25 protein-coding genes are annotated in these 22,101 nt (G+C 55.8%); 15 read left to right on the top strand and 10 right to left on the bottom strand.

All coding sequences use genetic code 11. The features are described 5' to 3' along the window. The first annotated feature begins 1 nt into the window (after window position 1). Window positions 2-355, top strand: a complete 354-nt coding sequence (locus AC07WB_RS17180) for a gamma-glutamylcyclotransferase family protein (RefSeq protein ID WP_345828172.1) — start codon at window positions 2-4, stop codon at window positions 353-355. Between the two features lie 107 nt (window positions 356-462). Here the strand turns inward: AC07WB_RS17180 and ppa are convergent, their stop codons facing one another. The 3 genes from ppa to AC07WB_RS17165 form a co-directional block, all read right to left on the bottom strand. Beyond that, the gene (gene ppa / locus AC07WB_RS17175; protein WP_007892166.1) at window positions 463-993 is read right to left on the bottom strand and encodes an inorganic diphosphatase; all 531 of its coding nucleotides are present in this window, start codon (window positions 991-993) and stop codon (window positions 463-465) included. A gap of 100 nt (window positions 994-1,093) precedes the next feature. Then, window positions 1,094-1,543, bottom strand: a complete 450-nt coding sequence (locus AC07WB_RS17170) for a DUF441 domain-containing protein (protein ID WP_007892168.1) — start codon at window positions 1,541-1,543, stop codon at window positions 1,094-1,096. Window positions 1,544-1,616: 73 nt separating this feature from the next. Continuing rightward, entirely contained in the window at window positions 1,617-2,033 is a 417-nt protein-coding gene (locus tag AC07WB_RS17165) for a lysozyme inhibitor LprI family protein (protein WP_345828175.1), read from the bottom strand. Window positions 2,034-2,203: 170 nt separating this feature from the next. On the opposite strand from AC07WB_RS17165, the gene AC07WB_RS17160 reads away from it, so the two are divergent. After that, the gene (locus AC07WB_RS17160) at window positions 2,204-3,772 is read left to right on the top strand and encodes a methyl-accepting chemotaxis protein (protein WP_097097643.1); all 1,569 of its coding nucleotides are present in this window, start codon (window positions 2,204-2,206) and stop codon (window positions 3,770-3,772) included. A gap of 69 nt (window positions 3,773-3,841) precedes the next feature. Here AC07WB_RS17160 and fbp read toward each other — a convergent pair whose 3' ends face one another. After that, entirely contained in the window at window positions 3,842-4,849 is a 1,008-nt protein-coding gene (gene fbp / locus AC07WB_RS17155) for a class 1 fructose-bisphosphatase (protein WP_097095910.1), read from the bottom strand. Between the two features lie 166 nt (window positions 4,850-5,015). Here fbp and mpl point away from each other — a divergent pair, with 166 nt between their 5' ends. Further along, window positions 5,016-6,371 (top strand): UDP-N-acetylmuramate:L-alanyl-gamma-D-glutamyl-meso-diaminopimelate ligase, encoded by a 1,356-nt coding sequence (gene mpl, locus AC07WB_RS17150; RefSeq protein ID WP_345828176.1) that lies wholly within the window; start codon window positions 5,016-5,018, stop codon window positions 6,369-6,371. A gap of 86 nt (window positions 6,372-6,457) precedes the next feature. Here mpl and yjgA read toward each other — a convergent pair whose 3' ends face one another. Continuing rightward, on the bottom strand, window positions 6,458-7,000 hold the full coding sequence (yjgA, locus tag AC07WB_RS17145; RefSeq protein WP_097095912.1) for a ribosome biogenesis factor YjgA: 543 nt from the start codon (window positions 6,998-7,000) through the stop codon (window positions 6,458-6,460). Between the two features lie 116 nt (window positions 7,001-7,116). Here yjgA and pmbA point away from each other — a divergent pair, with 116 nt between their 5' ends. The 11 genes from pmbA to AC07WB_RS17090 all read left to right on the top strand — a co-directional run bounded on the left by pmbA (window position 7,117) and on the right by AC07WB_RS17090 (window position 16,679). Then, complete coding sequence (pmbA, locus tag AC07WB_RS17140) at window positions 7,117-8,457, top strand: metalloprotease PmbA (RefSeq protein ID WP_008103558.1); 1,341 nt, start codon at window positions 7,117-7,119, stop codon at window positions 8,455-8,457. A 72-nt stretch (window positions 8,458-8,529) separates the two neighbouring features. Beyond that, window positions 8,530-8,919: a cytochrome b562 gene (gene cybC, locus AC07WB_RS17135; protein ID WP_097095913.1), complete on the top strand. Its 390-nt coding sequence runs from the start codon at window positions 8,530-8,532 to the stop codon at window positions 8,917-8,919. 254 nt (window positions 8,920-9,173) lie between these two features. Then, window positions 9,174-9,512, top strand: coding sequence for a glycine dehydrogenase (locus AC07WB_RS17130; protein WP_097095914.1), 339 nt, complete (start codon window positions 9,174-9,176; stop codon window positions 9,510-9,512). A 17-nt stretch (window positions 9,513-9,529) separates the two neighbouring features. Then, on the top strand, window positions 9,530-9,886 hold the full coding sequence (locus tag AC07WB_RS17125) for an SFCGS family glycine-rich protein (protein WP_009087404.1): 357 nt from the start codon (window positions 9,530-9,532) through the stop codon (window positions 9,884-9,886). Window positions 9,887-9,888: 2 nt separating this feature from the next. Then, window positions 9,889-10,185 carry a DUF4312 family protein gene (locus tag AC07WB_RS17120; protein ID WP_097095915.1) on the top strand — a complete coding sequence of 99 codons (297 nt, stop codon included), beginning with the start codon at window positions 9,889-9,891 and terminating at the stop codon, window positions 10,183-10,185. Window positions 10,186-10,244: 59 nt separating this feature from the next. After that, the gene (locus tag AC07WB_RS17115) at window positions 10,245-11,021 is read left to right on the top strand and encodes a DUF4311 domain-containing protein (RefSeq protein WP_007892190.1); all 777 of its coding nucleotides are present in this window, start codon (window positions 10,245-10,247) and stop codon (window positions 11,019-11,021) included. A gap of 12 nt (window positions 11,022-11,033) precedes the next feature. Continuing rightward, window positions 11,034-11,681 (top strand): DUF4310 family protein, encoded by a 648-nt coding sequence (locus AC07WB_RS17110; protein WP_097095916.1) that lies wholly within the window; start codon window positions 11,034-11,036, stop codon window positions 11,679-11,681. A gap of 91 nt (window positions 11,682-11,772) precedes the next feature. Next, window positions 11,773-12,906, top strand: a complete 1,134-nt coding sequence (locus AC07WB_RS17105; RefSeq protein ID WP_345828182.1) for an amidohydrolase/deacetylase family metallohydrolase — start codon at window positions 11,773-11,775, stop codon at window positions 12,904-12,906. Next, complete coding sequence (locus tag AC07WB_RS17100) at window positions 12,890-14,011, top strand: DgaE family pyridoxal phosphate-dependent ammonia lyase (protein ID WP_494940919.1); 1,122 nt, start codon at window positions 12,890-12,892, stop codon at window positions 14,009-14,011. Before AC07WB_RS17105 ends, AC07WB_RS17100 begins: the two co-directional genes overlap by 17 nt. Further along, window positions 14,008-14,745: a 2-dehydro-3-deoxy-phosphogluconate aldolase gene (gene dagF, locus AC07WB_RS17095; RefSeq protein ID WP_400458234.1), complete on the top strand. Its 738-nt coding sequence runs from the start codon at window positions 14,008-14,010 to the stop codon at window positions 14,743-14,745. Before AC07WB_RS17100 ends, dagF begins: the two co-directional genes overlap by 4 nt. 23 nt (window positions 14,746-14,768) lie before the next feature. Next, on the top strand, window positions 14,769-16,679 hold the full coding sequence (locus AC07WB_RS17090) for a BglG family transcription antiterminator (protein ID WP_097097644.1): 1,911 nt from the start codon (window positions 14,769-14,771) through the stop codon (window positions 16,677-16,679). 65 nt (window positions 16,680-16,744) lie between these two features. On the opposite strand, the gene AC07WB_RS17085 is transcribed toward AC07WB_RS17090, so the two are convergent. Beyond that, window positions 16,745-17,644: a LysR family transcriptional regulator gene (locus AC07WB_RS17085; protein WP_400458236.1), complete on the bottom strand. Its 900-nt coding sequence runs from the start codon at window positions 17,642-17,644 to the stop codon at window positions 16,745-16,747. Between the two features lie 129 nt (window positions 17,645-17,773). Between AC07WB_RS17085 and AC07WB_RS17080 the strand changes: the two genes are divergently transcribed. Next, on the top strand, window positions 17,774-18,475 hold the full coding sequence (locus AC07WB_RS17080) for a pirin family protein (protein WP_345828189.1): 702 nt from the start codon (window positions 17,774-17,776) through the stop codon (window positions 18,473-18,475). A 41-nt stretch (window positions 18,476-18,516) separates the two neighbouring features. On the opposite strand, the gene dolP is transcribed toward AC07WB_RS17080, so the two are convergent. From dolP to AC07WB_RS17060, 4 genes are read right to left on the bottom strand one after another with little or no spacing between them, the layout of a single operon-like run. After that, on the bottom strand, window positions 18,517-19,089 hold the full coding sequence (gene dolP, locus AC07WB_RS17075; RefSeq protein WP_345828191.1) for a division/outer membrane stress-associated lipid-binding lipoprotein: 573 nt from the start codon (window positions 19,087-19,089) through the stop codon (window positions 18,517-18,519). 14 nt (window positions 19,090-19,103) lie between these two features. Beyond that, window positions 19,104-19,691, bottom strand: coding sequence for a DnaA initiator-associating protein DiaA (gene diaA, locus AC07WB_RS17070; protein WP_007890352.1), 588 nt, complete (start codon window positions 19,689-19,691; stop codon window positions 19,104-19,106). Window positions 19,692-19,705: 14 nt separating this feature from the next. Beyond that, on the bottom strand, window positions 19,706-20,101 hold the full coding sequence (locus AC07WB_RS17065; protein ID WP_345828198.1) for a YraN family protein: 396 nt from the start codon (window positions 20,099-20,101) through the stop codon (window positions 19,706-19,708). After that, window positions 20,059-22,089: a penicillin-binding protein activator gene (locus AC07WB_RS17060; RefSeq protein ID WP_494940918.1), complete on the bottom strand. Its 2,031-nt coding sequence runs from the start codon at window positions 22,087-22,089 to the stop codon at window positions 20,059-20,061. Before AC07WB_RS17060 ends, AC07WB_RS17065 begins: the two co-directional genes overlap by 43 nt. Between the last annotated feature and the right edge of the window lie 12 nt (window positions 22,090-22,101).

Below are 22,101 nucleotides of genomic sequence, written 5' to 3'. Positions count from 1 at the left end.
AATGCGAATAATTGTCTATGGTAGTTTACGGCGCAAACAGGGAAACAGTCATTGGATGACGAATGCGCAATGGTTAGGTGACCATCAGATTGTTGGGTTTGATCTCTACAATCTGGGTCACTATCCGGGCGTGGTTGCAGGCGAAGGAAACGTCTCTTGCGAGGTTTATCGCATCGACGCCAGCACGCTCGGCGAGCTTGATGCCTTGCGCACAAAAAATGGCGAATACAAACGCCAACTCATCCAGACGCCTTACGGCAGTGCCTGGCTGTATGTCTATCAACGCTCAATCGCGGGGCGTACGCGCATCGCGAGCGGCGACTGGCTACGGCGTGATGACGAAACAGAAGCATAAATAAAAACACCGTCCATTGGACGGTGTTTTTTTATCTGCAAACCGGTCACCATGAATGACGACCTTACAGGGAAAGCAGGGCGCGCATTCATGCGCACCAGGCTTGCTTATTTCTTCTGTGCGCGCTCGTACGAAGCGATGATTTCAGCTTTGGCCGCTTCCGCGTTATCCCAGCCGTCAACCTTCACCCATTTGCCTTTTTCCAGATCTTTGTAGTGCTCAAAGAAGTGGGTGATCTGGGCTTTCAGCAGTTCTGGCAGGTCGTTCACATCTTTGATGTGATCGTACTCTTTGCTCAGCTTGGTGTGCGGAACCGCAACCAGCTTGGCATCTTCACCAGACTCGTCGGTCATTTTCAGCACGCCAACTGGGCGGCAGCGAATCACTGAGCCCGGCACCAGCGGATACGGGGTTGGCACCAGTACGTCAACCGGATCACCATCCAGAGACAGCGTGTGGTTGATGTAACCGTAGTTGCACGGATAGAACATGGCGGTAGACATGAAACGGTCTACAAACAGGGCACCAGACTCTTTGTCGACTTCATATTTGATCGGATCGGCGTTGGCCGGGATCTCGATGACAACATAGATATCTTCTGGCAACTCTTTACCTGCAGGCACCTGGTTCAAACTCATCTGGCTTTCCTTCATTAGTCATATGTTGAGTGACGGCTATTATAGCCAACTGACTCTGAAAGTATGCCCCCTTTTTGGCGTTTCAGAATGCTCCAACCTGCTACTTCGCGGTGACAAACAGCGAGACGATACCGGCAGCAATCAGTGGTCCGACCGGGACGCCGCGGAAGAAGGCCACGCCAATCACGGTGCCAATTAACAATCCACCAATTACCGACGGCTGCACGCTCATAAAGTTAACGCCGCGGCCACCCAGCCAGGCGACAAAAATGCCCACCACAATGGCCACAATCGATTGCCAATTCGCGAACGATTTCAGCAACGAAGAGGCCGGCAGCGTACCGCTAGCCAGCGGCGCCATCACGGCAACGGTCAGGATAATAATGCCAATCTGAATGCCCTGTTTTTCCACATAGGGAAAGAACTGCGACAGCGGCGTGAGCTTAATCGCCAGCAGAATCAGAATAGAAATGGTAACGGCGCTGTTATGGACGAAGTAACTGAGGACGGCGAGGCAAACAAGAATGATGGTGGAGGCATAAGCAGCCATGGTTTCTCCCTGACGAGTGATGGGCGCGCTGACAAGTGGCCAGCGCTCAGCGTTATTTTAACGCCTCCATTAATCAACAATCGTCGGGGTTGGCGCAACTGCCTTTGTTAATTGATTGCAACATCAGCGCCTGATTCCGAACCAGGCTCACGCCTTGGGCACCCACCGATAGCGCTGCCATGCTGCCCTGGCTGCTCAGGAAATAACTGCGGCTGGCATCAAGCCAGCTGTCGCGATACGCCAGCCAGGCGCGCTGGGCGCTGCGCAATTTGTCTTTAGGGTCGCCGGTTAATTTTTTCATCGCTTGCGTGTACTGCACGTTCATCTCTTTGTCCCACGCCTTACTGGCAGTGTCGTAGCACTTCGACATACCGAGGGTGGTAGATTCCTTGTTCATACACTGGTCGAGCTGCTGATCGATGGGGTTTTGCTGCTGCGCCGAGGCAAAACCACTAACCAGTAACAACGCGACCGGGAGCCATTTTTTCATCATTTCCTTCCTTAATTTTCTGCAGCGGACTTCAACAAAAGTGAAGCGTAGGCGTTAGTGAGCAGATTGACCATCAACAAAGGATAAAGTTTCCCTGCGACACTGCCGATAATCTCTCCGTTTTAGGGCCAGCGGATTTCTGCCTTTTCGTGCAAACGGGGACAATCATGATCAAAAAGCTATCAATTCGTACTGCATTACTCACGCTCCTGGCTTTTATGACGCTGCTGTTATTGGTGGTAAGCGCCATGGGCATTTCTGCTATTAACTCTGGCAATCAATCACTTGATACCATTAATCGTATTCAGGGGATTGAGTTGAACAGTTTGTACCAAAGCAATGCCGATCTGATGCGTGCGCGCGCGAGCGCAGCATTGGCGGTGCGCAAAATTGAAATTGGCTTACTGGATGAAGGCAGCAGCGTCACCAAACAGGCGCAGGCGGATGTGGCAAGCTCTCAGCGCCATCTCAACGCCTTTATTGACGCGGGAACGGTGACGGCGCAGGGAAAAACCCTCGCCGATGCTGTAGCGGCGACGTTTGCGGCGTATCACAAGGGCGCGATTATGCCGATGATGGATGCGCTGGAAAAACAGTACACCGATGAGTATTACCAGGTGCTGGAGGGCAATCTTTCGATGCTAGCGGGCAACTATGCCAAAGCCGTCAATGACTTTAGCCTCTACGCCGACGGCATCTCCGCTGCCCGTCTGGCGCAGGCGGCGCGCAATGAAACGCAGATGAAGATCATGATTGGTGTAGCGATGGCGCTGACATTGCTGCTGATCGCATTGGCCTGGGAACTGTTGCGTCGTTCACTGCTACGGCCGCTCGATGGTGCGATTCAGCATCTTGAGCAGATTGCCGCGGGCGATTTATCGCAGCCGCTGCCTGAAGCCGGGAAAAATGAGCTGGGTCGTCTTAATCAGGCGCTGGCCAACATGCAGCAGGCCCTGAGCAGCTCGGTGAGCTCGGTGCGTGAAGCCAGCTTGCAAATTGACGTGGGCAGTCGCGAGTTAGCGGCGGGCACCGTGCATCTTTCCCAGCGTACCGAAGAGTCCGCCGCCTCGCTGGAGCAAACCGCCGCCAGCATGGAGCAGCTGACGGCCACCGTGCGCCTCAACGCCAGCAATGCCAAAGAGGCCAATCAGCTTGCCAGCAATGTATCCGACAGCGCCGATCGCGGTGCCGAAGTGGTGGGCTATGTGATGGAGAAAATGCAGGAAATCACGCAAAGCTCTAACCGTATTGGCGACATCCTCAGCGTGATTGATGGCATTGCCTTCCAGACCAACATCCTCGCCCTGAACGCGTCGGTCGAAGCGGCACGGGCCGGTGAGCAAGGGCGCGGTTTTGCCGTGGTCGCTAATGAAGTGCGCACGCTGGCGGGTCGCAGCGCTACTGCGGCCAAAGAGATTCGTGAGCTGATCGCGGAATCGCAATCGCGCGTAAAAGAGGGCAGCGACATGGCTACGCGCGCGGGTGAAACCATGGATGAAATCTCCAGCGAAGTGATGCGCGTGACCTCGCTGATGAAAGAGATTTCCATCGCCTCGCAAGAGCAGAGTCGCGGCATTGAGCAGGTGAATCAGGCGGTGACGCAGATGGATGAAGCAGCTCAGCAAAACGCCGCATTGGTGGAAGAAGCCAGCGCCGCTACGCAATCGCTGGAAGCGCAGTCGCAGCAGTTGCAGGATTCGATGGCGCATTTCCGCGTGGTTGCTGCTCTGCCTTCGTAAGGAGGCGCATTCATACGCAGCAATAAAAAGCCCGCACGGAGGCGGGCTTCATTGCATCAGGCTCGCAACTTACGCTGAATGGTCGTCCGGGTACTCACGGATAAAGCGTTCAACGTCGCCTACCATCGCATCGTTGCCGCAGAAGAACGGGCAGCGCTGGTGCAGCGTTTCTGGCTGGATATCAAGGATGCGATTGGCACCGTCGCTGGCTTTACCGCCCGCTTGCTCAGCGAGGAAGGCCATTGGGTTGCATTCGTACAGCAGACGCAGCTTGCCTTGCGGATGGCTGGCGGTGCTTGGGTAAAGATAGATGCCGCCTTTCAGCAGGTTACGATGGAAATCGGCCACTAATGAACCAATGTAGCGCGAGGTATACGGACGCTTGGTGGCGATATCTTCTTCCTGACAGAACTTCAGGTATTTCTTCACGCCCTGTGGGAAGCGAATGTAGTTACCTTCGTTAATCGAATAGGTGTAACCCTTCTCTGGGAAGGTCATGCGCTCGTGGCTCAGGCAGAACACGCCGAGTGACGGATCGTAAGTAAACGCATGCACGCCCACGCCAGTGGTATACACCATCATGGTCGAGGAGCCGTACACCACGTAACCGGCCGCAACCTGCTTGTTGCCCGGCTGCATAAAGTCGGCTTCGGTAATCGGCGTGCCAGGCTCGCTGATACGGTGATAGATGGAGAAAATGGTACCCACGGAGACGTTAACATCGATATTCGAAGAACCATCCAGCGGATCCATCAACACCACGTATTTGCCATTCTCTGAACCTTCAAAGATGACAAACTCATCTTCTTCTTCCGAGGCGATACCGGCCACCACGCCACGCGCTTTCAAAGCGGCTTTCAGCTTTTCGTTAGCGAACAGATCGAGCTTCATCTGCTGCTCACCCTGCACGTTTTCCACACCGCTGGCACCCAGAATATCCACCAGACCCGCTTTATTGATGTCGCGGTGGATAATTTTAGCGCCAAGCTTAATGGAAGAAATCAGCGCCGTCAGTTCACCTGTGGCGTGTGGAAAGTCGTGTTGCTTCTCGACGATGAATTCGCCTAACGTTTTCATAACACATTCCCTGAATCTACGATGGAGTGGCAGCAGCTGTAACAAGCTACCAACGTATGAGCGCAGTTTAGCCGATTGAACTTTAAAAACCATAGTCCTAATCCGTTTCTTCCCTCTCAACTCGGCGTTACACTGTGCGCCGAACTTTTGAGTAATGGATCTCTTTATGCGTATTCACATCCTCGGGATTTGTGGCACTTTCATGGGTGGCCTGGCGATGCTCGCGCGCGCGCTGGGACATGAAGTTACCGGCTCAGACGCCAATGTCTATCCGCCGATGAGCACGTTGCTGGAACAGCAAGGCATTGAATTAACTGAAGGTTACGATGTTAGTCAGCTTAATCCGCAGCCGGATCTTGTGATCATTGGCAACGCAATGACGCGCGGTAATCCGTGTGTGGAAGCGGTACTGGAACGTAACATTCCTTACCTCTCTGGACCGCAGTGGCTACACGATTTCGTGCTGCGCGATCGTTGGGTGCTGGCCGTTGCCGGAACGCACGGTAAAACCACCACAGCCGGCATGGCAGCGTGGATTCTCGAGGCTTGCGGCCTTGAACCAGGCTTCATCATCGGTGGTGTGCCAGGAAACTTTGAGGTTTCGGCAAAATTAGGAAAAAGTCCATTCTTCGTCATCGAAGCGGATGAGTACGACAGCGCGTTCTTCGACAAGCGTTCCAAATTTGTGCATTACTGCCCGCGCACGCTGATCCTCAACAACCTCGAATTCGATCACGCCGATATCTTTGACGATCTGCGTGCGATCCAGAAGCAGTTCCATCACTTGATCCGCATCGTGCCGGGTCAGGGCAAGATCCTGCTGCCGGAACACGACAACAACCTCAAGCAGGTGATGGCGATGGGCTGCTGGAGCGAGCAGGAAACCGTGGGTGATAACGGTCACTGGCAGGCGAAAAAGCTCACGCCTGACTCCTCACATTGGGAAATCTGGCTCGATGGCGAGAAAGTGGGCGAAGTGAACTGGGCGCTGGTTGGCGAACACAACATGCATAATGGCCTGATGGCGATTGCAGCTGCCCGCCATGTCGGTGTGAAACCGGTGGATGCCGGTGAAGCGCTGAGCAGCTTCATTAATGCCCGTCGTCGTCTTGAACTGCGCGGTGAAGTGAATGCCATCAAAGTGTATGACGATTTTGCCCATCACCCTACGGCGATTCTGGCTACGCTGGCGGCGCTGCGCAGCAAAGTGGGCGGCACGGCGCGCATTCTGGCGGTACTGGAGCCGCGTTCCAACACCATGAAAATGGGCGTGAGTAAGAATGAGCTGGCGCCTTCTTTAGGGCGCGCAGATGAAGTATTCCTGTTCCAGCCGCACCATATTCCGTGGCAGGTTTCCGATGTGGCGGAAGCGTGCATTCAACCGGCGCAGTGGAGCGCGGATATTGATACGCTGGTCGAGATGGTGGCGAAAAAAGCCCAGCCAGGCGATTCGATTCTGGTAATGAGTAACGGCGGGTTTGGTGGCATTCACCAGAAACTGCTGGAGCGGTTAGGGCGCTGATTTAGCGATGGCCATCAATGGCCACCCTACAACGGCACATCGTAAGGTCGGCATTCATGCCGACCTTTTTCATGTCCGCTGAAAACTTACGCTTCTGCCAGCTCGCGCAAATACTGGAAAATCTGGCGTGCAGATTTTGGTGGCTTATTGGTGGCTTTCTCTTTCTGCGCGTTACGGATCATGCTGCGCAGCTGCTGGCGATCGGCGTGCGGGTAGAGGTTAAACACTTCGGCTACCGCGTCATCACCCTGCTCAATCAAACGATCGCGCAAAATCTCAAGCTTGTGGAACAGCGCAACCTGCTGGTTGTGACGGTTCTTCAGCTTATCCAGCGCCTGACGAATCGGATCTTCATCGCGTGCGCGCAGCATCTTACCAATCAGCTGCAGCTGACGGCGACGGCCTTCTTTCTTGATGCGCTGCGCCAGTTCAATCGCGTCGCGGAGCTGTTCGTCGAGGGGGATTTTGTCGAGGGAGTTTTTCCCCAGGTCAACTAACTCGGCACCAAGGCGTTTCAGCTCTTCGGCATCGCGTTTAATTTCGCTTTTGCTGACCCAGATAATCTCTTCATCTTCTTCGTCATTATTATCCGGCACATCGTCGAGCCAGTCTTCGGGCTGCTTGGTCATCTCTTGGCTCCCTAAAAAAAAGAGGCTAATCCTACCAGTTTATCGGGCGACTGCGAAATTGTTCTCTGAGTCTGATAGACTCAATTCATTCATACTTAAGATTAGACGGCAGGTCGATGAACGTATCTACTCAGGTTGCAGAACAACGTAAAGTGTTGGAACAGGCTGTCGCGCAGGCGTTGGAATTGGCAAAAGCCAGCACCGATGGCGCTGAAGTGGCGGTCACGAAAACCACCGGCATCGGCGTCAGCACCCGCTATGGCGAAGTGGAAAACGTCGAATTCAACAGCGATGGTGCGCTCGGCATCACCGTCTACCATCAAAACCGCAAAGGCAGCGCTTCATCAACCGATCTTAGCCCGGATGCGATCAAACGCACCGTGCAGGCGGCGATCGATATTGCGCGTTACACCTCGGTTGATCCTTTTGGCGCCCCTGCCGATCCCGAACTGCTGGCATTTGAAGCGCCGGATCTCGATCTCTACCACCCATGGGAGATCGATGCCGATCGCGCGATCGAACTGGCGGCGCAGGCGGAACAGGCTTCATTGCAGGCCGACAAGCGCATCACCAATACCGAAGGCGGCAGTTTTAATAGCCACGTCGGCATTAAAGTTTTCGGTAACAGCCACGGCATGTTGCAGAGCTATTGCTCGAGCCGCCATTCGCTCTCCAGCTGCGTCATTGCGGAGCAGGACGGCAATATGGAGCGCGATTACGCGTACACCATTGGCCGATCATTTGACGATCTGAAAAGCGCGGATTGGGTAGGTGCAGAGTGCGCGCGTCGCGTGCTGGCACGTTTGGCACCGCGCAAGCTCTCCACCATGAAAGCGCCTGTTATCTTCGCGCCGGAAGTCGCCACCGGCCTGTTTGGCCATTTGGTTGGCATGATCAGCGGCAGCAGCGTCTATCGTAAATCCACCTTCCTGCTGGATTCACTCGGCAAGCAAATTCTGCCGGAGTGGCTGACGATTGAAGAACATCCGCATCTGCTGAAAGGCCTGGCCTCCACGCCGTTCGACAGCGAAGGCGTGCGCACCCAGTCGCGAGACATCATCAAAGACGGCGTGTTGCAAAACTGGTTATTGACCAGCTACTCGGCGCGTAAGCTGGGCTTGCAGAGCACCGGCCATGCGGGCGGCATCCACAACTGGCGCATCGCCGGACAGGGCCACAGCTTTGACGACATGCTGAAGCAGATGGGCACCGGTTTAGTGGTAACCGAGATGATGGGTTCCAGCATCAACGGCATGACCGGGGACTATTCACGCGGTGCGTCAGGTTTTTGGGTCGAAAACGGTGAGATTCAATATCCTGTGAGCGAGATCACAATCGCTGGAAACCTCAAGGATATGTGGCTCAATATGGTAACTGTCGGTAACGACATTGAAACGCGCAGCAATATACAATGCGGTTCGGTGCTGCTGCCGGAGATGAAAATCGCCGGACAATAAGAGTCATCGCTTTCTGAAAGCAGCCCATGAGGCTGCTTTTTTTTCGCCCGACAATAATAAAAGGAAATACCAATGCGTAATAAGCATTTGATCGCAATGTTGTCTTTGTCGCTGTTGTTCTCCTCGGCTAGCGTATTTGCGGCCGATCTGGAAAAAGATATGGATACGCTCAAGGATGGTCTGAGCGTGGTGAAAAAAACCTCTGACGCGCAGGAAATGCACACCGCGCTGGGCAAGATGCGTCAGGCGGCAACGGATGCGAAGCAATCTACGCCGGAAAAACTGCAGGGGCAGCCGGCCGATAGCGCGCAGATTAAGGATTTTCACGCCGGTCTGGATTCACTGATTGCACAGATCGATGTGGTTGATCAGCTGGCGCAAGCCAACAAACTGGACGAAGCCAAAACCGAAGCGAAGAAACTGGAAGATATTCGCAACGCCAACCATAAGAAATTCCGCTGATAAACCGGCCAGCCCTGCGGCTGGCCTTATTGTTTCCTGCCGCCTCTCCGTTTTATCCCGCATAAATCCATCATTTTTCGCATTTTGTGACCCATTTCGCACACTTCGTGCGTCCTGAGATCTGGCGCACACTCGCCCGCGCTATTTCCACTTCCAGGTGGAAAAGAAGCGTCTCAACAGCTTTAAGAGGAACGCGTAACTTTCTTAACAACAAGAATTATCTGTAATTGTCCGCTGTAAACAGGAGTAACAAGGTGAGGAGTGAAGCTGTCCCACTGAAACAGAGCACGCCGGAGGCAATTCAGGCACTGGCGGATAAGGTGATGAGCCAAATAGCGGCGATTTACGCCGCGCACCATATTGAGGCCAATGCCGTTCAGCAGCAGATGTTGGCGTCACATGTACGGGCTATGGCATCGCGATCGCTTACTGGCGAAGCGTTACCGGATGTTGAAGCTGAATTGTTTGAAGATATCTCGCCAGAAACCATGGCGCTGGCGCAGCAGGTCGTTGATCTATTTGGCAATCTGCCAAAAGAAGAAGCCTGGCTGTTATCCGTCCATATCGAAGTGGCGAAATCGAACGAAGCATGAATTGCGAGGAAATGAACATGGTAACTGTAGTGATTGGCGATCGTCTGGGTAAAGGTCAGAAAGTGGCTGCGGGTATTGAGAAAGCCGGTGGCCGTGCGGTGGTGGTGCCGGGCGTGGCTGCTGACATGAAGCTGGGCGATGTGATGAAAGCGGAAAATGCCGACTTCGGCATCTCCTTCTGCGGCAGCGGCGGCGCTGGCGCCATCACTGCGCAGAACAAATATGGTTACAAAGCCAAACACGGCATGCGCTCTATCGATGAAGGCGTTACCGCCATCAACGAAGGCGCCACCGTGCTGGGCTTCGGCTTTATGGATAAAGAAGAGCTGGGTGAGCGGCTGGTACAGGCCTGGAATAAAAAACACGGCAGCTAAGTATGAAACAGCAATACGAGATGCAGGTAAAGGTGCAGGGCAAAGGCGAGAGTAAAGCAAAAGCCTTTGCCGATGCGCTGAGCAGGGTGCAGCAGCAAGTGCTGCGCACCAGCCAAAAGATTCTGTTGCGCATTGAACCCATAGATGTGCGGGTGCTGCGCGCGCAGGAGAGCGTGCGAAGGGAGAAGTTTCTGTTCTTTTTCCTCGCGCGCGAGCGACGGAGTTACAGCGTTGAGCTGGAAATTACCGTTAGCGTCACCGTGATCGACACCGAGAAAGTTGAATTTACGGCGACCTAAAAGAACTGCCCGGCATCGCACTGTGTTGGGTAAAAAAACGACAACAAAGGGTCAACAACATGTTTTTAATCATTTTGTTTAAGTCGTTAATCATTGGCGGATTGGTTGGCGTTGGGGTAGGAGCGGGCGCAGCGCGCATGTTCCACGCACCAACCACCCAAGGTATGGGCGCGTTCCGTACCCTGGGTGAACTCAATTCCTGCGAAGGCGATCCGGCATCGCACTTCTCCTTTGGTCTCGGCTTCTTCTTTAACGCCTGGGCATCATCCGTCGCAGCAGGTTCTTTCACGCAGGACGTCGATCACCGCATTCTGCCGAACTGGGGCGCGGCCGCCTTGATGGTGAAAAATCGCAACGTAGCGGAAACGTTGCACAACCCGAAACGCATGGCGATTGCCTGCGGCATCATCGGCATGATCGTGGTGGCCTTCCTCAATAGCACCGCCTCAGCGGTTCCTGCGGCACTGCAGGTTACGGCAGTGAAAGTGCTGGTACCGGCAGCGAATCTGTTGGTGAACACCGTAATGCCGGTGATCTTCTGGCTGGCGGCGATTGATGCCGGTAAGAAATCAGGCTTCTGGGCCACCATTTTTGGCGGTCTGGCGCAGTTGATTATGGGGAACGCGGTGCCAGGTTTGGTGCTCGGTATTCTGATTGGTAAAGGCGTGGAAGAGAGCGGCTGGAATAAGGTCACTAAAGTGATGATGTTCGCCATCGTGCTGCTGTTTGCGTTAAGCGGCTTCTTCCGCGGATTCGACATGAAACTGCTGCAATCCTTCCAGCTGGGTATTCCGGGCTGGCTGGATATGATCCACAACAGCGTCAGCGGCAAATAAGGAGCCATCAGCATGAACGAGAACGTAAACAAAGGGTTCTGGTACGCCGACTGGTCTTTCCCGATTTTTGTCGGTTTGCTCTCTTCCGGCGTATTTGCCGGTACGCACATGTATTACCTGTATGGCATTGGTGCCTTCAACGAAGTGGCGTTTGTTTCGATGCTGCGTTCCGGTATGGAAACCGGCGTGTATGGCGCGGTAGCGGCGTTTGGCGCCAGCTTCCTGTTCGCACGCATTATCGAAGGTTCGCTGGTGGGGATTCTCGATATTGGCGGTGCGATCCAGACTGGCGTCGGCCTCGGTGTGCCTGCGCTGCTGCTGGGTGCCGGTATTGTTTTCCCGGTGGCGAACTTCGCCGCGTCGTTGGCAACCGGTTTGGTGGTGGGTTTAGCGATTGGATATCTGATTATTCTGGCGCGTAAGTTCACCATTAACCAAAGCGACTCCACCTACGGTGCGGACGTGATGATGGGCGCGGGTAACGCTTCAGGTCGCTTCCTGGGGCCGTTGATTATCCTGTCTGCGATGGCCGCATCCATTCCTATCGGCCTGGGTTCGTTGGTGGGCGCGCTGCTGTTCTACCTGTGGAACAAGCCGATTACCGGCGGCGCAATTCTGGGTGCCATGGTGCTGGGCGCGCTGTTCCCGATTTCGCTGTAATGCGGCTGATTGGACGGTCGCCATTAATGGCGACCCTACATGTTGGGTGCGCATTCATGCGCACCTGAAAAATCGCAGTAAAGGAGTGAGCATGTTTGATCTGATTCTGCGCCGCGCACGTCTGTGCGACGAACAGCTGGTGGATATAGCCATCCAGCACGGCAAAATTGCCGCCGTCGGTGAAGTGAATGGCACGGCGCAGCAGGAGCGCGATTTGGCGGGGCGCTTCTACGTGAGCGCTGGCTGGATTGATAGCCACGTGCACTGTTATCCCAAATCCCCGATTTATCACGATGAAGCCGATAGCATTGGCATGGCGCAAGGCGTCACCACGGTGGTTGATGCGGGCAGCACCGGCGCGGATGATATCGACGACTTCTATCAGCTCACGCGTACGGCAACCACCGAAGTTCGCGCGCTGATTAACATTTCCCGCACCGGCATTGTGACGCAAAACGAGCTGGCCGATATGGCGCAGATCGATGGCGATGCGGTGGTGCAGGCGGTAAAACGCCGTCCCGACTTTATCGTTGGCCTGAAAGCGCGCATGAGCAGCAGCGTAGTGGGCGAAAACGGCATTCAGCCGCTGGTGCGCGCCAAAGCCATTCAGCAGGCAGCAGGCAATCTGCCGCTGATGGTGCACATCGGTAACAATCCGCCGGTGCTGGAGGAGATTGCCGATCTGCTGACCTCCGGCGACATCATCACGCACTGCTTCAACGGCAAACCGAACCGTATCTTGTCTCCGCAGGGCGAGCTCAAAGCCGCAGTGAAAAATGCCATCGCGCGTGGCGTGAAGCTGGATATCGGTCACGGCAGCGCCAGCTTCAGTTTTGCAGTGGCACGCGAGGCGATCGCGCAGGGCATTCTGCCTGACACCATCAGCTCCGACATTTATTGCCGCAACCGCCTCAACGGACCGGTGCATAGCCTGGCGCACGTGATGTCGAAATTCTTCAGTATTGGCATGACGCTGCCGCAAATTATTGCGTGCGTCACCGCCAATGCCGCCGCTGGCCTGCGTCTGGCGGGCAAAGGGCGTTTAACCGAAGGTTATGACGCCGACCTGACCATTTTTACCGTCAAAGAGGAAACCCGCTCGTTCGTCGATGCTGAAGGCGACCAGGTTTTGGGTGAACAACATTTGCTGCCGCAGGCCGTAGTTATCGGCGGTCACTGGCATCTGACTGATGAAGGGAAAGCCAATCATGTCTTCGATTTATGAAAAATATGACCTGAAACAGGTCATCAACGCCTCGGGCCGCATGACGATTTTAGGCGTGTCCACGCCGTCCGCGGATGTGGTAGACACCGTGAGCTACGGTCTGAATCACTATTTCGAGATGAAAGATCTGGTCAACAAGACCGGCGCTTACATCGCCACATTGCTGGACGTGGAAAGCGCAGTAGTGGTGTCCTGCGCCTCGGCGGGCATCGCGCAGAGCGTGGCGGCGGTGATCGTTAAAGACAACGACTGGCTGCTGGAAAATCTGCACGCCGCGCCGCTCAACGTACCGCACGATATCGTGGTGCCAAAAGGGCACAACGTGAACTTCGGCGCACCGGTCGGCACCATGGTGGCGCTGGGTGGTGGTCGCCTGATCGAAGCGGGCTACAGCAACGAATGTTCGCCAGAGCAGCTGGCGGCGGCGATCACGCCCACCACCGCGGCACTGATGTATATCAAATCGCACCACTGCGTACAGAAAAGCCATCTGAGCGTTGAGCAGGCGGCCGTCGTGGCGCGCAAACACGGTATTCCCCTGATTGTGGATGCCGCAGCTGAAGAAGATTTGCAGTGCTATTACCAAATGGGCGCTGATTTAGTGATTTACAGCGGTGCCAAGGCGATTGAAGGTCCAACCAGCGGTCTGGTGATTGGCCGCACGCAGTACGTTGAGTGGGTGAAACGTCAAAGCAACGGCATTGGCCGCGCGATGAAAGTCGGCAAAGAGGGCATCCTCGGCCTGACGCAGGCAATTGAAAACTATCTGGTACAGCCAAAAACCAGCGGTGCCGAGATGGTGGCTAACATGACGCCGTTTATCGACAACCTCAACACGCTGAACGGCGTGAGCGCGCGCGTGGTGTGGGATGCGGCAGGGCGCGATATTGCGCGTGCCGAAATCAAGTTCGATGAAGCGGTCACCGGCTGGCCGACCGGCGAGCTGGTACAGGCGCTGAAAACCGGCGACATCGCCATCTATTTCCGTGGCTACAAAGCCAACGAAGGCATTATCGAAGCCGATGTGCGCAGCGTCAGCGCCGATCAGCTGCACATCATCTTTAGCGCTATCCAGGCGTTGATCAGCGGAGGAAAACGCGCATGAGTCTGAACCCGAATTTTTATCAGGATCGCCTGTGCCTTAACGTACTGGCCGGTTCCAAACAGAATGCCAAAGAAATCTGGCAGGCGGCCGAAGGGCATGTTTTGGTCGGCGTGTTATCGAAAAACTATGCCAGTAATGAAGACGCGATTGCCGATATGCGTGAGTATGCGGCGCTGATCGACAACGCGCTGTCGGTTGGGCTGGGCGCGGGCGATCCCAATCAGTCGACGATGGTGAGCGAGATCTCGGCGGTGCTGCAGCCGCAGCACGTTAATCAGGTGTTCACCGGCGTGGCGACCAGCCGCGCACTGCTCGGCCAGAGCCAAACCGTGGTGAACGGATTGATTTCACCCACCGGCACGCCTGGCATGGTGAAAATCTCCACCGGACCGCGCAGCTCAAAGAACGCCGACGCGATTGTGCCGATCGACAGCGCCATCGCCATGCTGCAGGACATGGGCGGCAGCTCGGTGAAATACTTCCCAATGGGCGGCCTGAAGGCGGTGAATGAGTATCGCGCGGTGGCGGAAGCCTGTGCGCGTCACGACTTCTGGCTGGAGCCAACCGGCGGCATCGATCTTAACAACTTCGAAGAGATTGTACGTATTGCGCTCGATGCAGGCGTAAGCAAAGTGATCCCGCACGTCTACAGTTCGATTATTGATAGCGCAAGCGGCGACACGCGCATTGACGACGTGCGGCAGCTTCTGGCAACGTGCAAGAAACTGCTGTAACAAATGAGTAACAGGTGAGCTCCGTGAGATTTCCCAATCAGCGTCTGACCCAGCTTTTCGCTGCGCTGCAAAATGAAACGCTGCCGCAGGATGAGCTGGCACGCCGCTTTTCCGTTTCGACGCGCACGGTGCGCACCGATATCACCGCGCTGAACGCGCTGCTGGAGCAGCACGGCGCGCAGTTTGTGCTGGCGCGCGGCGCGGGATATCAACTCAAAATTGATGATGCGGCGCGCTTTGGCCGGCTGCAGGAAGAGAGCGCCACGCCGCTGCGCGTGCCGCGCACCTCGCAGGAACGCGTGCGCTACCTGCTGACGCGGTTTCTCACCGCCGCTTATTCCATCAAGCTGGAAGATCTGTCGGAGGAGTGGTTTGTCAGTCGCGCCACGCTGCAAAGCGATATGGCGATCGTTCGCGAATGGCTCGGCCGCTATCACCTCAATATCGAAACCAAACCGCATTACGGCATGAAGCTGTTTGGCAGCGAGGCGGCGATCCGCACCTGCTTAACCGATTTGCTGTGGCAGATTGATCAGGAAACGCCGGACAGCCCGCTGCTGACGGTGGAGGCGCTACACAGCGGCATTCTGGCGCAGCTCGAGCCCTTGCTGCAACAGTGCTTTGCCCAGCACGCGATTCGTCTCAGCGATGAAGGCGATCGCTATCTGCAAATTTACTGCGCGGTGGCGGTGCGACGTATCAGCGAAGGTTTTCCCCTCAACGATCCGGGTGCGGAAGATGTGGGCGATGAGGTGCGCGAGGCGGCTCACGATCTGGTTAATCTGATGCGTCCGCTGGTCGGCAAGCCAATTTCGCAGGCGGAAGAGAACTGGCTGCGCGTTAACATCGCCGCGCGTCAAATTCAGGCGCTGGCACCCAGCACCATCAATGCCGATGATGCTGATGCGCTGGTCGATTACCTGCTGAATTACATCAACACCCATTACAACTATCGGCTGCAGCACGATGAGCAGCTGCGCGCCGATCTGCTCACCCATATCAAAACCATGATCACCCGGGTGCGCTACCAAATCCACATACCTAATCCGCTGTTGAGTAACATCAAACAGCACTATCCCATGGCCTACGATGTGACGCTGGCGGCAGTTACCAGCTGGGGCAAATACACGCCTTACACCATCAGTGAGAACGAGATCGGTTTTCTGGTGCTGCACATCGGCGTCGGGCTGGAGAGGCATTATGACGTTGGCTATCAGCGCCATCCGCAGGTGCTGCTGGTGTGTGACAGCGGTAACTCGACGCTGCGCATGATTGAAGCGCTGTTGCTACGTAAATACCCCCAGCTGGTGGTAACGGCGCGGCTGTCGCAGCGTGATTACGAGCTACGAGAGCAAATCGACGAAGATTTCGTGATTTCTACCGCGCGGTTAACCGAGAAGAACAAGCCGATTGCCGTGATGTCGCCTTTCCCCACCGAATTCCAGCTGGAGCAGGTAGGCAAGCTGGTGCTGGTGGATCGTACGCGGCCCTACATGCTGGAGAAGTACTTCGACGCGCAGCACTTTATGGTGCTGGATAAGCCCATGGCGCAGGCGGATCTGTTCCGTTTACTGTGTCAGCAGCTGGAGAGCGAAGGCTATGTTGATGCGGATTTCAATCCGTCGGTTGAGGAGCGTGAAGCGATTGTCAGCACGCTGCTTGGCGAAGGCATCGCGCTGCCGCACTCACTCGGGTTGCTGGCAAAGAAAACCGTGGTGTATACGGTGCTGGCGCCGCACGGCGTTAGCTGGGGCGAAGAGACGGCGTCGGTGATTTTCCTGCTGGCCATCAGTAAGAGTGAATACGAAGAGGCGATGGCGATTTACGATCTGTTCGTCACTTTCCTGCGTGAAAGAGCGACAACGCGGCTACGCGATTGCGCGGATTTTATCAGCTTTAAAGCGGTGGCGATCGATTGTTTGAGCCGGTTGTGATGGTTATGCGACGTTTGACCCGGTCGGCATAAATGCCGACCCTACAAAACGCGTGACGTGCAATCCTACCCGCGCTTCGCCAACAATCTCGGAATCTCACGCAAACACCATGATTTCGCCTCGCCCATGCTGTCGCGGCGCCACGCCATAATGATGTCTACTTCGCGCGTATATTCCGCGCTCACCACGCGTAAACGGCCTTCTGCGATATCTTGTTCCACCATCGGATACGGCATGGTTGCAACGCCCAAACCTGCCAACAGTGCGCGGCGTTTGTCATCCATGTTGCTTACCGTTAGCCGCTGCTGTTTATCCAGCAGCTGTACCGTGAGTACCGGGCGTTCACGCGCAGTGTCTGCCACCGCAATGCCGCGGTATTTCACGCGCGTCACTTCTGACAGCGGCTCGGCTTCCTGATGAATCGGGTGATCCGGGCTGGCAACATACACACTCATAACGCTGTAGAGCTTGCGGGTGTTGATCTCGGTTGAGGCGCGAAAATGCAGATCCGGGGCGATAACAATATCTGCGCGCCCCTGTTCCAGGCGCTCCCAGGCGCCCGCTAATACTTCGGTGATCAGCGAAATCTGGGTATTGGCTTTTTCTGACAGCTTATCCACCAGCGGAAACAGACGTTCGGTAGGAACCAACGCTTCGGCAACGATGGTGAGATGCGTCTCCCAACCGCGCGCCAGCGCTTCAGCATCGGTGGTGAGTTTATCGGCCGCTTCCAGCAGTACGCGACCACGCTCCAGCAGCATACGTCCCACGTTGGTGAACTTGGTGCGGTGGCCGGAGCGGTCAAACAGCACCACATCCAGCTCCTCTTCCAGCTTCTGCATGGTGTAGCTCAGCGCGGAAGGGACGCGACCCAGTTCATCGGCCGCGGCGGCAAAACTGCCACGACGGTCAATAGCATCCATCACACGTAAAGCTTCCAGGGTTAACGCGCGGTCTTTTGCCATCCCGATTCTCTGTCAGTAAATTTGAACATGCCAGGCAGATTAACTGGCTTACAATCCGGCGTCCAGACTTTTACCATGATCCTATTAAGCCTGCGGTCGAATCTCACCGCAGCGCCTCGGAGGATTATCATGATGACAACCCGCTGCGCGTCCGCATGTGGCCAAGCCGATTTCGGTTGGTTGCAGGCGCGTTACAGCTTCTCGTTTGGCCACTATTTTGACCCAAAACTGATGGGCTATGCCTCGTTGCGCGTGCTTAACCAGGAAATCCTGGCACCGGGCGCCGCCTTCCAGCCGCGCAGCTACCCGCAGGTTGATGTGCTCAATCTGGTGTTGCAGGGTGAAGCAGAGTATCGCGATAGCGAAGGCAATCATCTTATCGCCCGGGAAGGCGAAGCGATGCTGCTCTCTACGCGCCCGGGCGTGAATTACAGTGAAATCAACATCAGTAAAGATCGCCCGTTAACCCGCATGCAGCTGTGGTTAGCGGCATGTCCAGAACGTGAAAATCCGCTGTTACAAAAGCGCGAGTTACCGCAAAAAACCAGCGTGCTGATTGCGTCGCCCGATGGCGCGGATGGCAGCCTGCAGCTTCGCCAGCAAGTGTGGGTGCATCAGGTGACATTAGCGCCGGGCGAGCAGCATACGGTGAAATTGCACGGGCCGCGCGCTTATTTGCAGTCGATTCATGGTTCGCTGGATGTGCAGGCGAGTAGCGCGCAGCAGCAGCCGCTCAGCTGCGGTGATGGCGCGTTTCTCAGAGATGAACACCACATCAGCCTGCAGGCCAGAACGCCGCTGCGCGCGCTGGTGATTGATCTTCCGGCATAAAAAAGGGCGACCAAAGTCGCCCTGATGATGTGCTTTAACGCTTACTTGAGAATCGTGAACGCCGTAGTGACGTGCTTCACGCCGCTCACACGGCTGGCAACATCGGCCGCCGCCTTCGCTTCTTCTGGCGTTACCAGACCCAGCAGGAACACTTCACCGTTCTCTGTGGTTACTTTCACGTTAGAGGATTTCACCTGATCGCTGCCCAGCAGCTGCGAGCGAATTTTGGTGGTGATCCAGGTATCTGACGACGAGGTGCCGAAGCTGACTTTCTGGCCGCTACGGATTTCGTTATACACCTCGGTGGCGCCATCCACGCCCATTGCAATCTGTTTAGCTCGGCTTGCCAGATCCGGCGTTGGAGACTGACCCGTCAGCAGCACTTTGCCCTGATAGGCTGTCACCACTACGCGCGCCTGGCTTTTGATTTGTTCATCTTTTGCCAGTGCGTTAGTTACGCGCAGCTCCAGCGTCCCGTCATCCACCTGCGTGCCCACGGTGCGCGGGTCGGTGGCGGTTTTCGTGGCCACGGCGGCACTGCCAGCAACCACGGCGACACAGCCTTGCAGCAGCATGGCGGTTAATAGAATGGCGACAGCGTTCAATGCTTTCATTTGAGCTCCTTCAGTCATTCCTGGTGTGGGAATAAAGTGTTATCAATCAAATCGCACAGGCAGTTCAGGGTCAGCATATGCATTTCCTGAATGCGAGCACTGCGATGTGATGGAATGCGAATTTCCACATCATGCGGACCGAGCAGGCCCGCCAGCTCGCCGCCGTCATGGCCGGTTAGCGCAACGATGGTCATATCGCGAGTAACCGCAGCTTCAACCGCTTTGACAATATCGCGGGTGTTACCACGGGTAGAAATGGCCAGCAGCACATCGCCAGCCTGCCCAAGCGCTCGAACCTGCTTGGCGTAAATTTCGTCATGCAGACGATCGTTACCAATCGCTGTCAGCATGACATTATCCGCACTCAGCGCCAGCGCCGGCAGGCTTGGGCGCTCCGTCTCAAAACGGTTAATCATGCTGGCGGCAAAATGCTGCGCGTTGGCGGATGACGCACCGTTACCGCAGCTCAGGATTTTGTTACCGTTCAGCAGCGACTGCACCAGCGTCATCGCCGCACGAGAAATCGCATCGGGCAGCGCTTCGGCTGCGGCGATTTGTGTCTGAATACTCTCGGTAAAACACGCTTTAATTCTGTCCTGCACAAGACCACCTGGTTCTATCCATCGGCATTAAAGGCATCGGGTAGCCACTCCAGCTCACGCCCGGTAATGGCAATGATGTCAAAACGGCAATTCACCGTATCAAAACTGCCGCCGCGTGCCAGCAACCAGAGCGCGGCAGCACGCAGCAACTTTTGCTGTTTCTGGCGCGTCACGCTGGCGGCGGCTCCGCCGTAGCGCGCATCGCGCCGATAGCGCACTTCAACAAATACCCAGCAATCGGCATCGCGCATAATCAGGTCAATTTCCCCGCCGCGACAGCGCACATTGCTGGCGAACCACTGCAGCCCGGCGCGCTCCAGATAGCGGCGCGCCAGTTGTTCCTGCTCAGCGCCAATGCGCTGACGATTTACTGCACCGGAACGATCTGTCCCTGACGATACTGGTTCCATGCCAACTTCCTGTTGATCACGCAATCCGCGTCGGCGTTCAGCTTGCCGGTGTTGCCATCAATGGCAAAGCCTGGCACCTGACGCATCTGGTTAAAGTGATTCGCCAGCGTCCAGGCATCAATGCCCATCGCGTAAAGACGAACCAGCGAATAGTCGTTGTTAAACGACTTTGCCGCCTGCTGCATCAGGCCAGGATTATTGCCAGACAGCAGCGGAATATCACTGAACTGCAGGCCATCCATCTCCAGACGGAAATCCGGGCCAGCGCCAGCCTGGGCACTGCGCGAGCTGGCGTAAAGTGCAGTATTGCTGCGGCTGCTGGTGCGCATCGCAATCATTGGCTTGATCAGCTGCAGCTCATCCTGACTGGCGACAATATAGACAGCATCAACGCTGCCGCCGCTGGTATCCGCCACAGGCGCCGGTGTGCTGGTTTGTGGCGCAGGAATCGTCAGGCCGGCAATCGCTACGCTCTGTGATTGATCAGGCTCGACGTTCAGCGGAGTACCGCTTAACGCAATACCCGCACCGCTGTTGATGCCTTGCTTCAACTCCGCGACGCCGCCAAAACGCTGCTGCAGCACGGTTGACCCCCCCAGCTTTTGCCACTCTTGCGCAAAGGCTTTGCTGATGCGATCGCCATAACTGCTGTGCGGTACCAACAGCAAGGGCTGACGTTTGCCCTGCTCGTAGATATGATGCGCGGCATCGCGCGCTTCGTCTTCAGGAGAAAGCGCAAAATAACAAATATTCGGATGGTTCTGGATCTGTTCCGGCTCATTCAGCGCTAATACGTTAAGCGCTGTTTGGCTGTTCACCACTTGTTCCACATCGTTTTTGAGCAGGGGGCCAACCACCAACGTGGCGCCATCCTGCTGGGCCTGCTGCATGACCTGGGCAATGGGCTGGCTGCTGGTGTCATACACTTTCACCTGCGCGCTGCTGTCGCCTTGGGCTGCTGCCGGTTGAGCGGCGGGTTGCGGCTGTTCCGTTTGCTGCGGTGTGTTACCCGCCATCGCCGGGCTCACCACGCTATTCGCCTCGGCATTCGCGTCTGTAGCCGGTTGGGCATTATTATCGGCCGCAGCAGGCGCGGGCGCTGCTTGTGGTGCCGGAGCATTCAGCACGCCGTTACGCGCGTCCGTAAAGCCTTTCTGAATCGCGCTCGCAAATACCTGCGCCTGGCCGTTAAGTGGCAGCAGCAACGCAATGGTGTTGGTGGAGGCTTTGGTGAAATTCTGCACCTGGCTCAGCTGGGTTGGCAGCGTTTTTGCGCCTGGGTTCTGCGGATATCGCGTCTGCCAGTCCTTTATTGCGGCTTTCAGCATTTGCGGATCCTGGCTATTGGCCCGCCAGGTGTTCAGCAGATCCAGCCAGCCTTGCAGCGTATTTTCATCCGCATTGATCACCAGACTGTTGATCTGATCCTGGGTCATCTGCGTCAGCGCTTGCCAGGTGGCATCGATATTGCTTTGATGATCGGCCGCTTTGAGCAGCGGTTCCTGTGCAATATAGGCGCGCAGCAGCGCGAGCGATGGACGATTCTGCGCTGCGGCAATTTGCAGCGCGTAGTAGCGCACTTGTTGATCCTGCGACAGATCGCCGGTTTTCACCTGGCCAAGTAACTGTTGCGCGCCACCGAAATCCTGCTGACCAATCTGCATCTGCGCACGCAGCAGCAGCAGTTCTTGCTGTTGCACATCGCTGAGCTGTTGCGGTAGTTGTTTCAGCTGATCGGCGGCCTGTGGATATTTTCCTTCCTTCAACAGGGCACGGATGGCAAGTAATTGCCAGTCGGTCTTGCTATCATCGCTGCTTTGCTGCACCTGTTGCAGATAATAGTCAGACCGGCCAGTCGCAGGACCCTGAATATTGACGTTAGAGGTTTGTTGCGGTCCCTGACCACTACAAGCGGCTAAAATCAGCCCAGCGAGAAGAACAGGTACTAAGCGTCCTGCTTTATGACGTACGACTTTTGAAGGAAGCATACTGTATCCAGT

The sequence above is a fragment of the Pantoea sp. GW821-FHT03E06 genome (genome assembly GCF_059420725.1).
This window is presented reverse-complemented; position numbering and strand designations above follow the sequence as displayed.

Bases quoted from the DNA above. Each gene is read 5' to 3' on its own strand.
- AC07WB_RS17115 (WP_007892190.1), top strand. From the start codon at position 10,245: ATGTTTTTAATCATTTTGTTTAAGTCGTTAATCATTGGCGGATTGGTT.
- AC07WB_RS17105 (WP_345828182.1), top strand. From the start codon at position 11,773: ATGTTTGATCTGATTCTGCGCCGCGCACGTCTGTGCGACGAACAGCTG.
- mpl (WP_345828176.1), top strand. From the start codon at position 5,016: ATGCGTATTCACATCCTCGGGATTTGTGGCACTTTCATGGGTGGCCTG.
- AC07WB_RS17120 (WP_097095915.1), top strand. From the start codon at position 9,889: ATGAAACAGCAATACGAGATGCAGGTAAAGGTGCAGGGCAAAGGCGAG.
- AC07WB_RS17180 (WP_345828172.1), top strand. From the start codon at position 2: ATGCGAATAATTGTCTATGGTAGTTTACGGCGCAAACAGGGAAACAGT.
- cybC (WP_097095913.1), top strand. From the start codon at position 8,530: ATGCGTAATAAGCATTTGATCGCAATGTTGTCTTTGTCGCTGTTGTTC.
- AC07WB_RS17170 (WP_007892168.1), bottom strand. From the start codon at position 1,543: ATGGCTGCTTATGCCTCCACCATCATTCTTGTTTGCCTCGCCGTCCTC.
- AC07WB_RS17165 (WP_345828175.1), bottom strand. From the start codon at position 2,033: ATGAAAAAATGGCTCCCGGTCGCGTTGTTACTGGTTAGTGGTTTTGCC.
- AC07WB_RS17100 (WP_494940919.1), top strand. From the start codon at position 12,890: ATGTCTTCGATTTATGAAAAATATGACCTGAAACAGGTCATCAACGCC.
- AC07WB_RS17065 (WP_345828198.1), bottom strand. From the start codon at position 20,101: ATGGAACCAGTATCGTCAGGGACAGATCGTTCCGGTGCAGTAAATCGT.
- AC07WB_RS17125 (WP_009087404.1), top strand. From the start codon at position 9,530: ATGGTAACTGTAGTGATTGGCGATCGTCTGGGTAAAGGTCAGAAAGTG.
- AC07WB_RS17060 (WP_494940918.1), bottom strand. From the start codon at position 22,089: ATGCTTCCTTCAAAAGTCGTACGTCATAAAGCAGGACGCTTAGTACCT.
- dagF (WP_400458234.1), top strand. From the start codon at position 14,008: ATGAGTCTGAACCCGAATTTTTATCAGGATCGCCTGTGCCTTAACGTA.
- fbp (WP_097095910.1), bottom strand. From the start codon at position 4,849: ATGAAAACGTTAGGCGAATTCATCGTCGAGAAGCAACACGACTTTCCA.
- ppa (WP_007892166.1), bottom strand. From the start codon at position 993: ATGAGTTTGAACCAGGTGCCTGCAGGTAAAGAGTTGCCAGAAGATATC.
- AC07WB_RS17110 (WP_097095916.1), top strand. From the start codon at position 11,034: ATGAACGAGAACGTAAACAAAGGGTTCTGGTACGCCGACTGGTCTTTC.
- AC07WB_RS17085 (WP_400458236.1), bottom strand. From the start codon at position 17,644: ATGGCAAAAGACCGCGCGTTAACCCTGGAAGCTTTACGTGTGATGGAT.
- yjgA (WP_097095912.1), bottom strand. From the start codon at position 7,000: ATGACCAAGCAGCCCGAAGACTGGCTCGACGATGTGCCGGATAATAAT.
- AC07WB_RS17080 (WP_345828189.1), top strand. From the start codon at position 17,774: ATGATGACAACCCGCTGCGCGTCCGCATGTGGCCAAGCCGATTTCGGT.
- dolP (WP_345828191.1), bottom strand. From the start codon at position 19,089: ATGAAAGCATTGAACGCTGTCGCCATTCTATTAACCGCCATGCTGCTG.
- pmbA (WP_008103558.1), top strand. From the start codon at position 7,117: ATGAACGTATCTACTCAGGTTGCAGAACAACGTAAAGTGTTGGAACAG.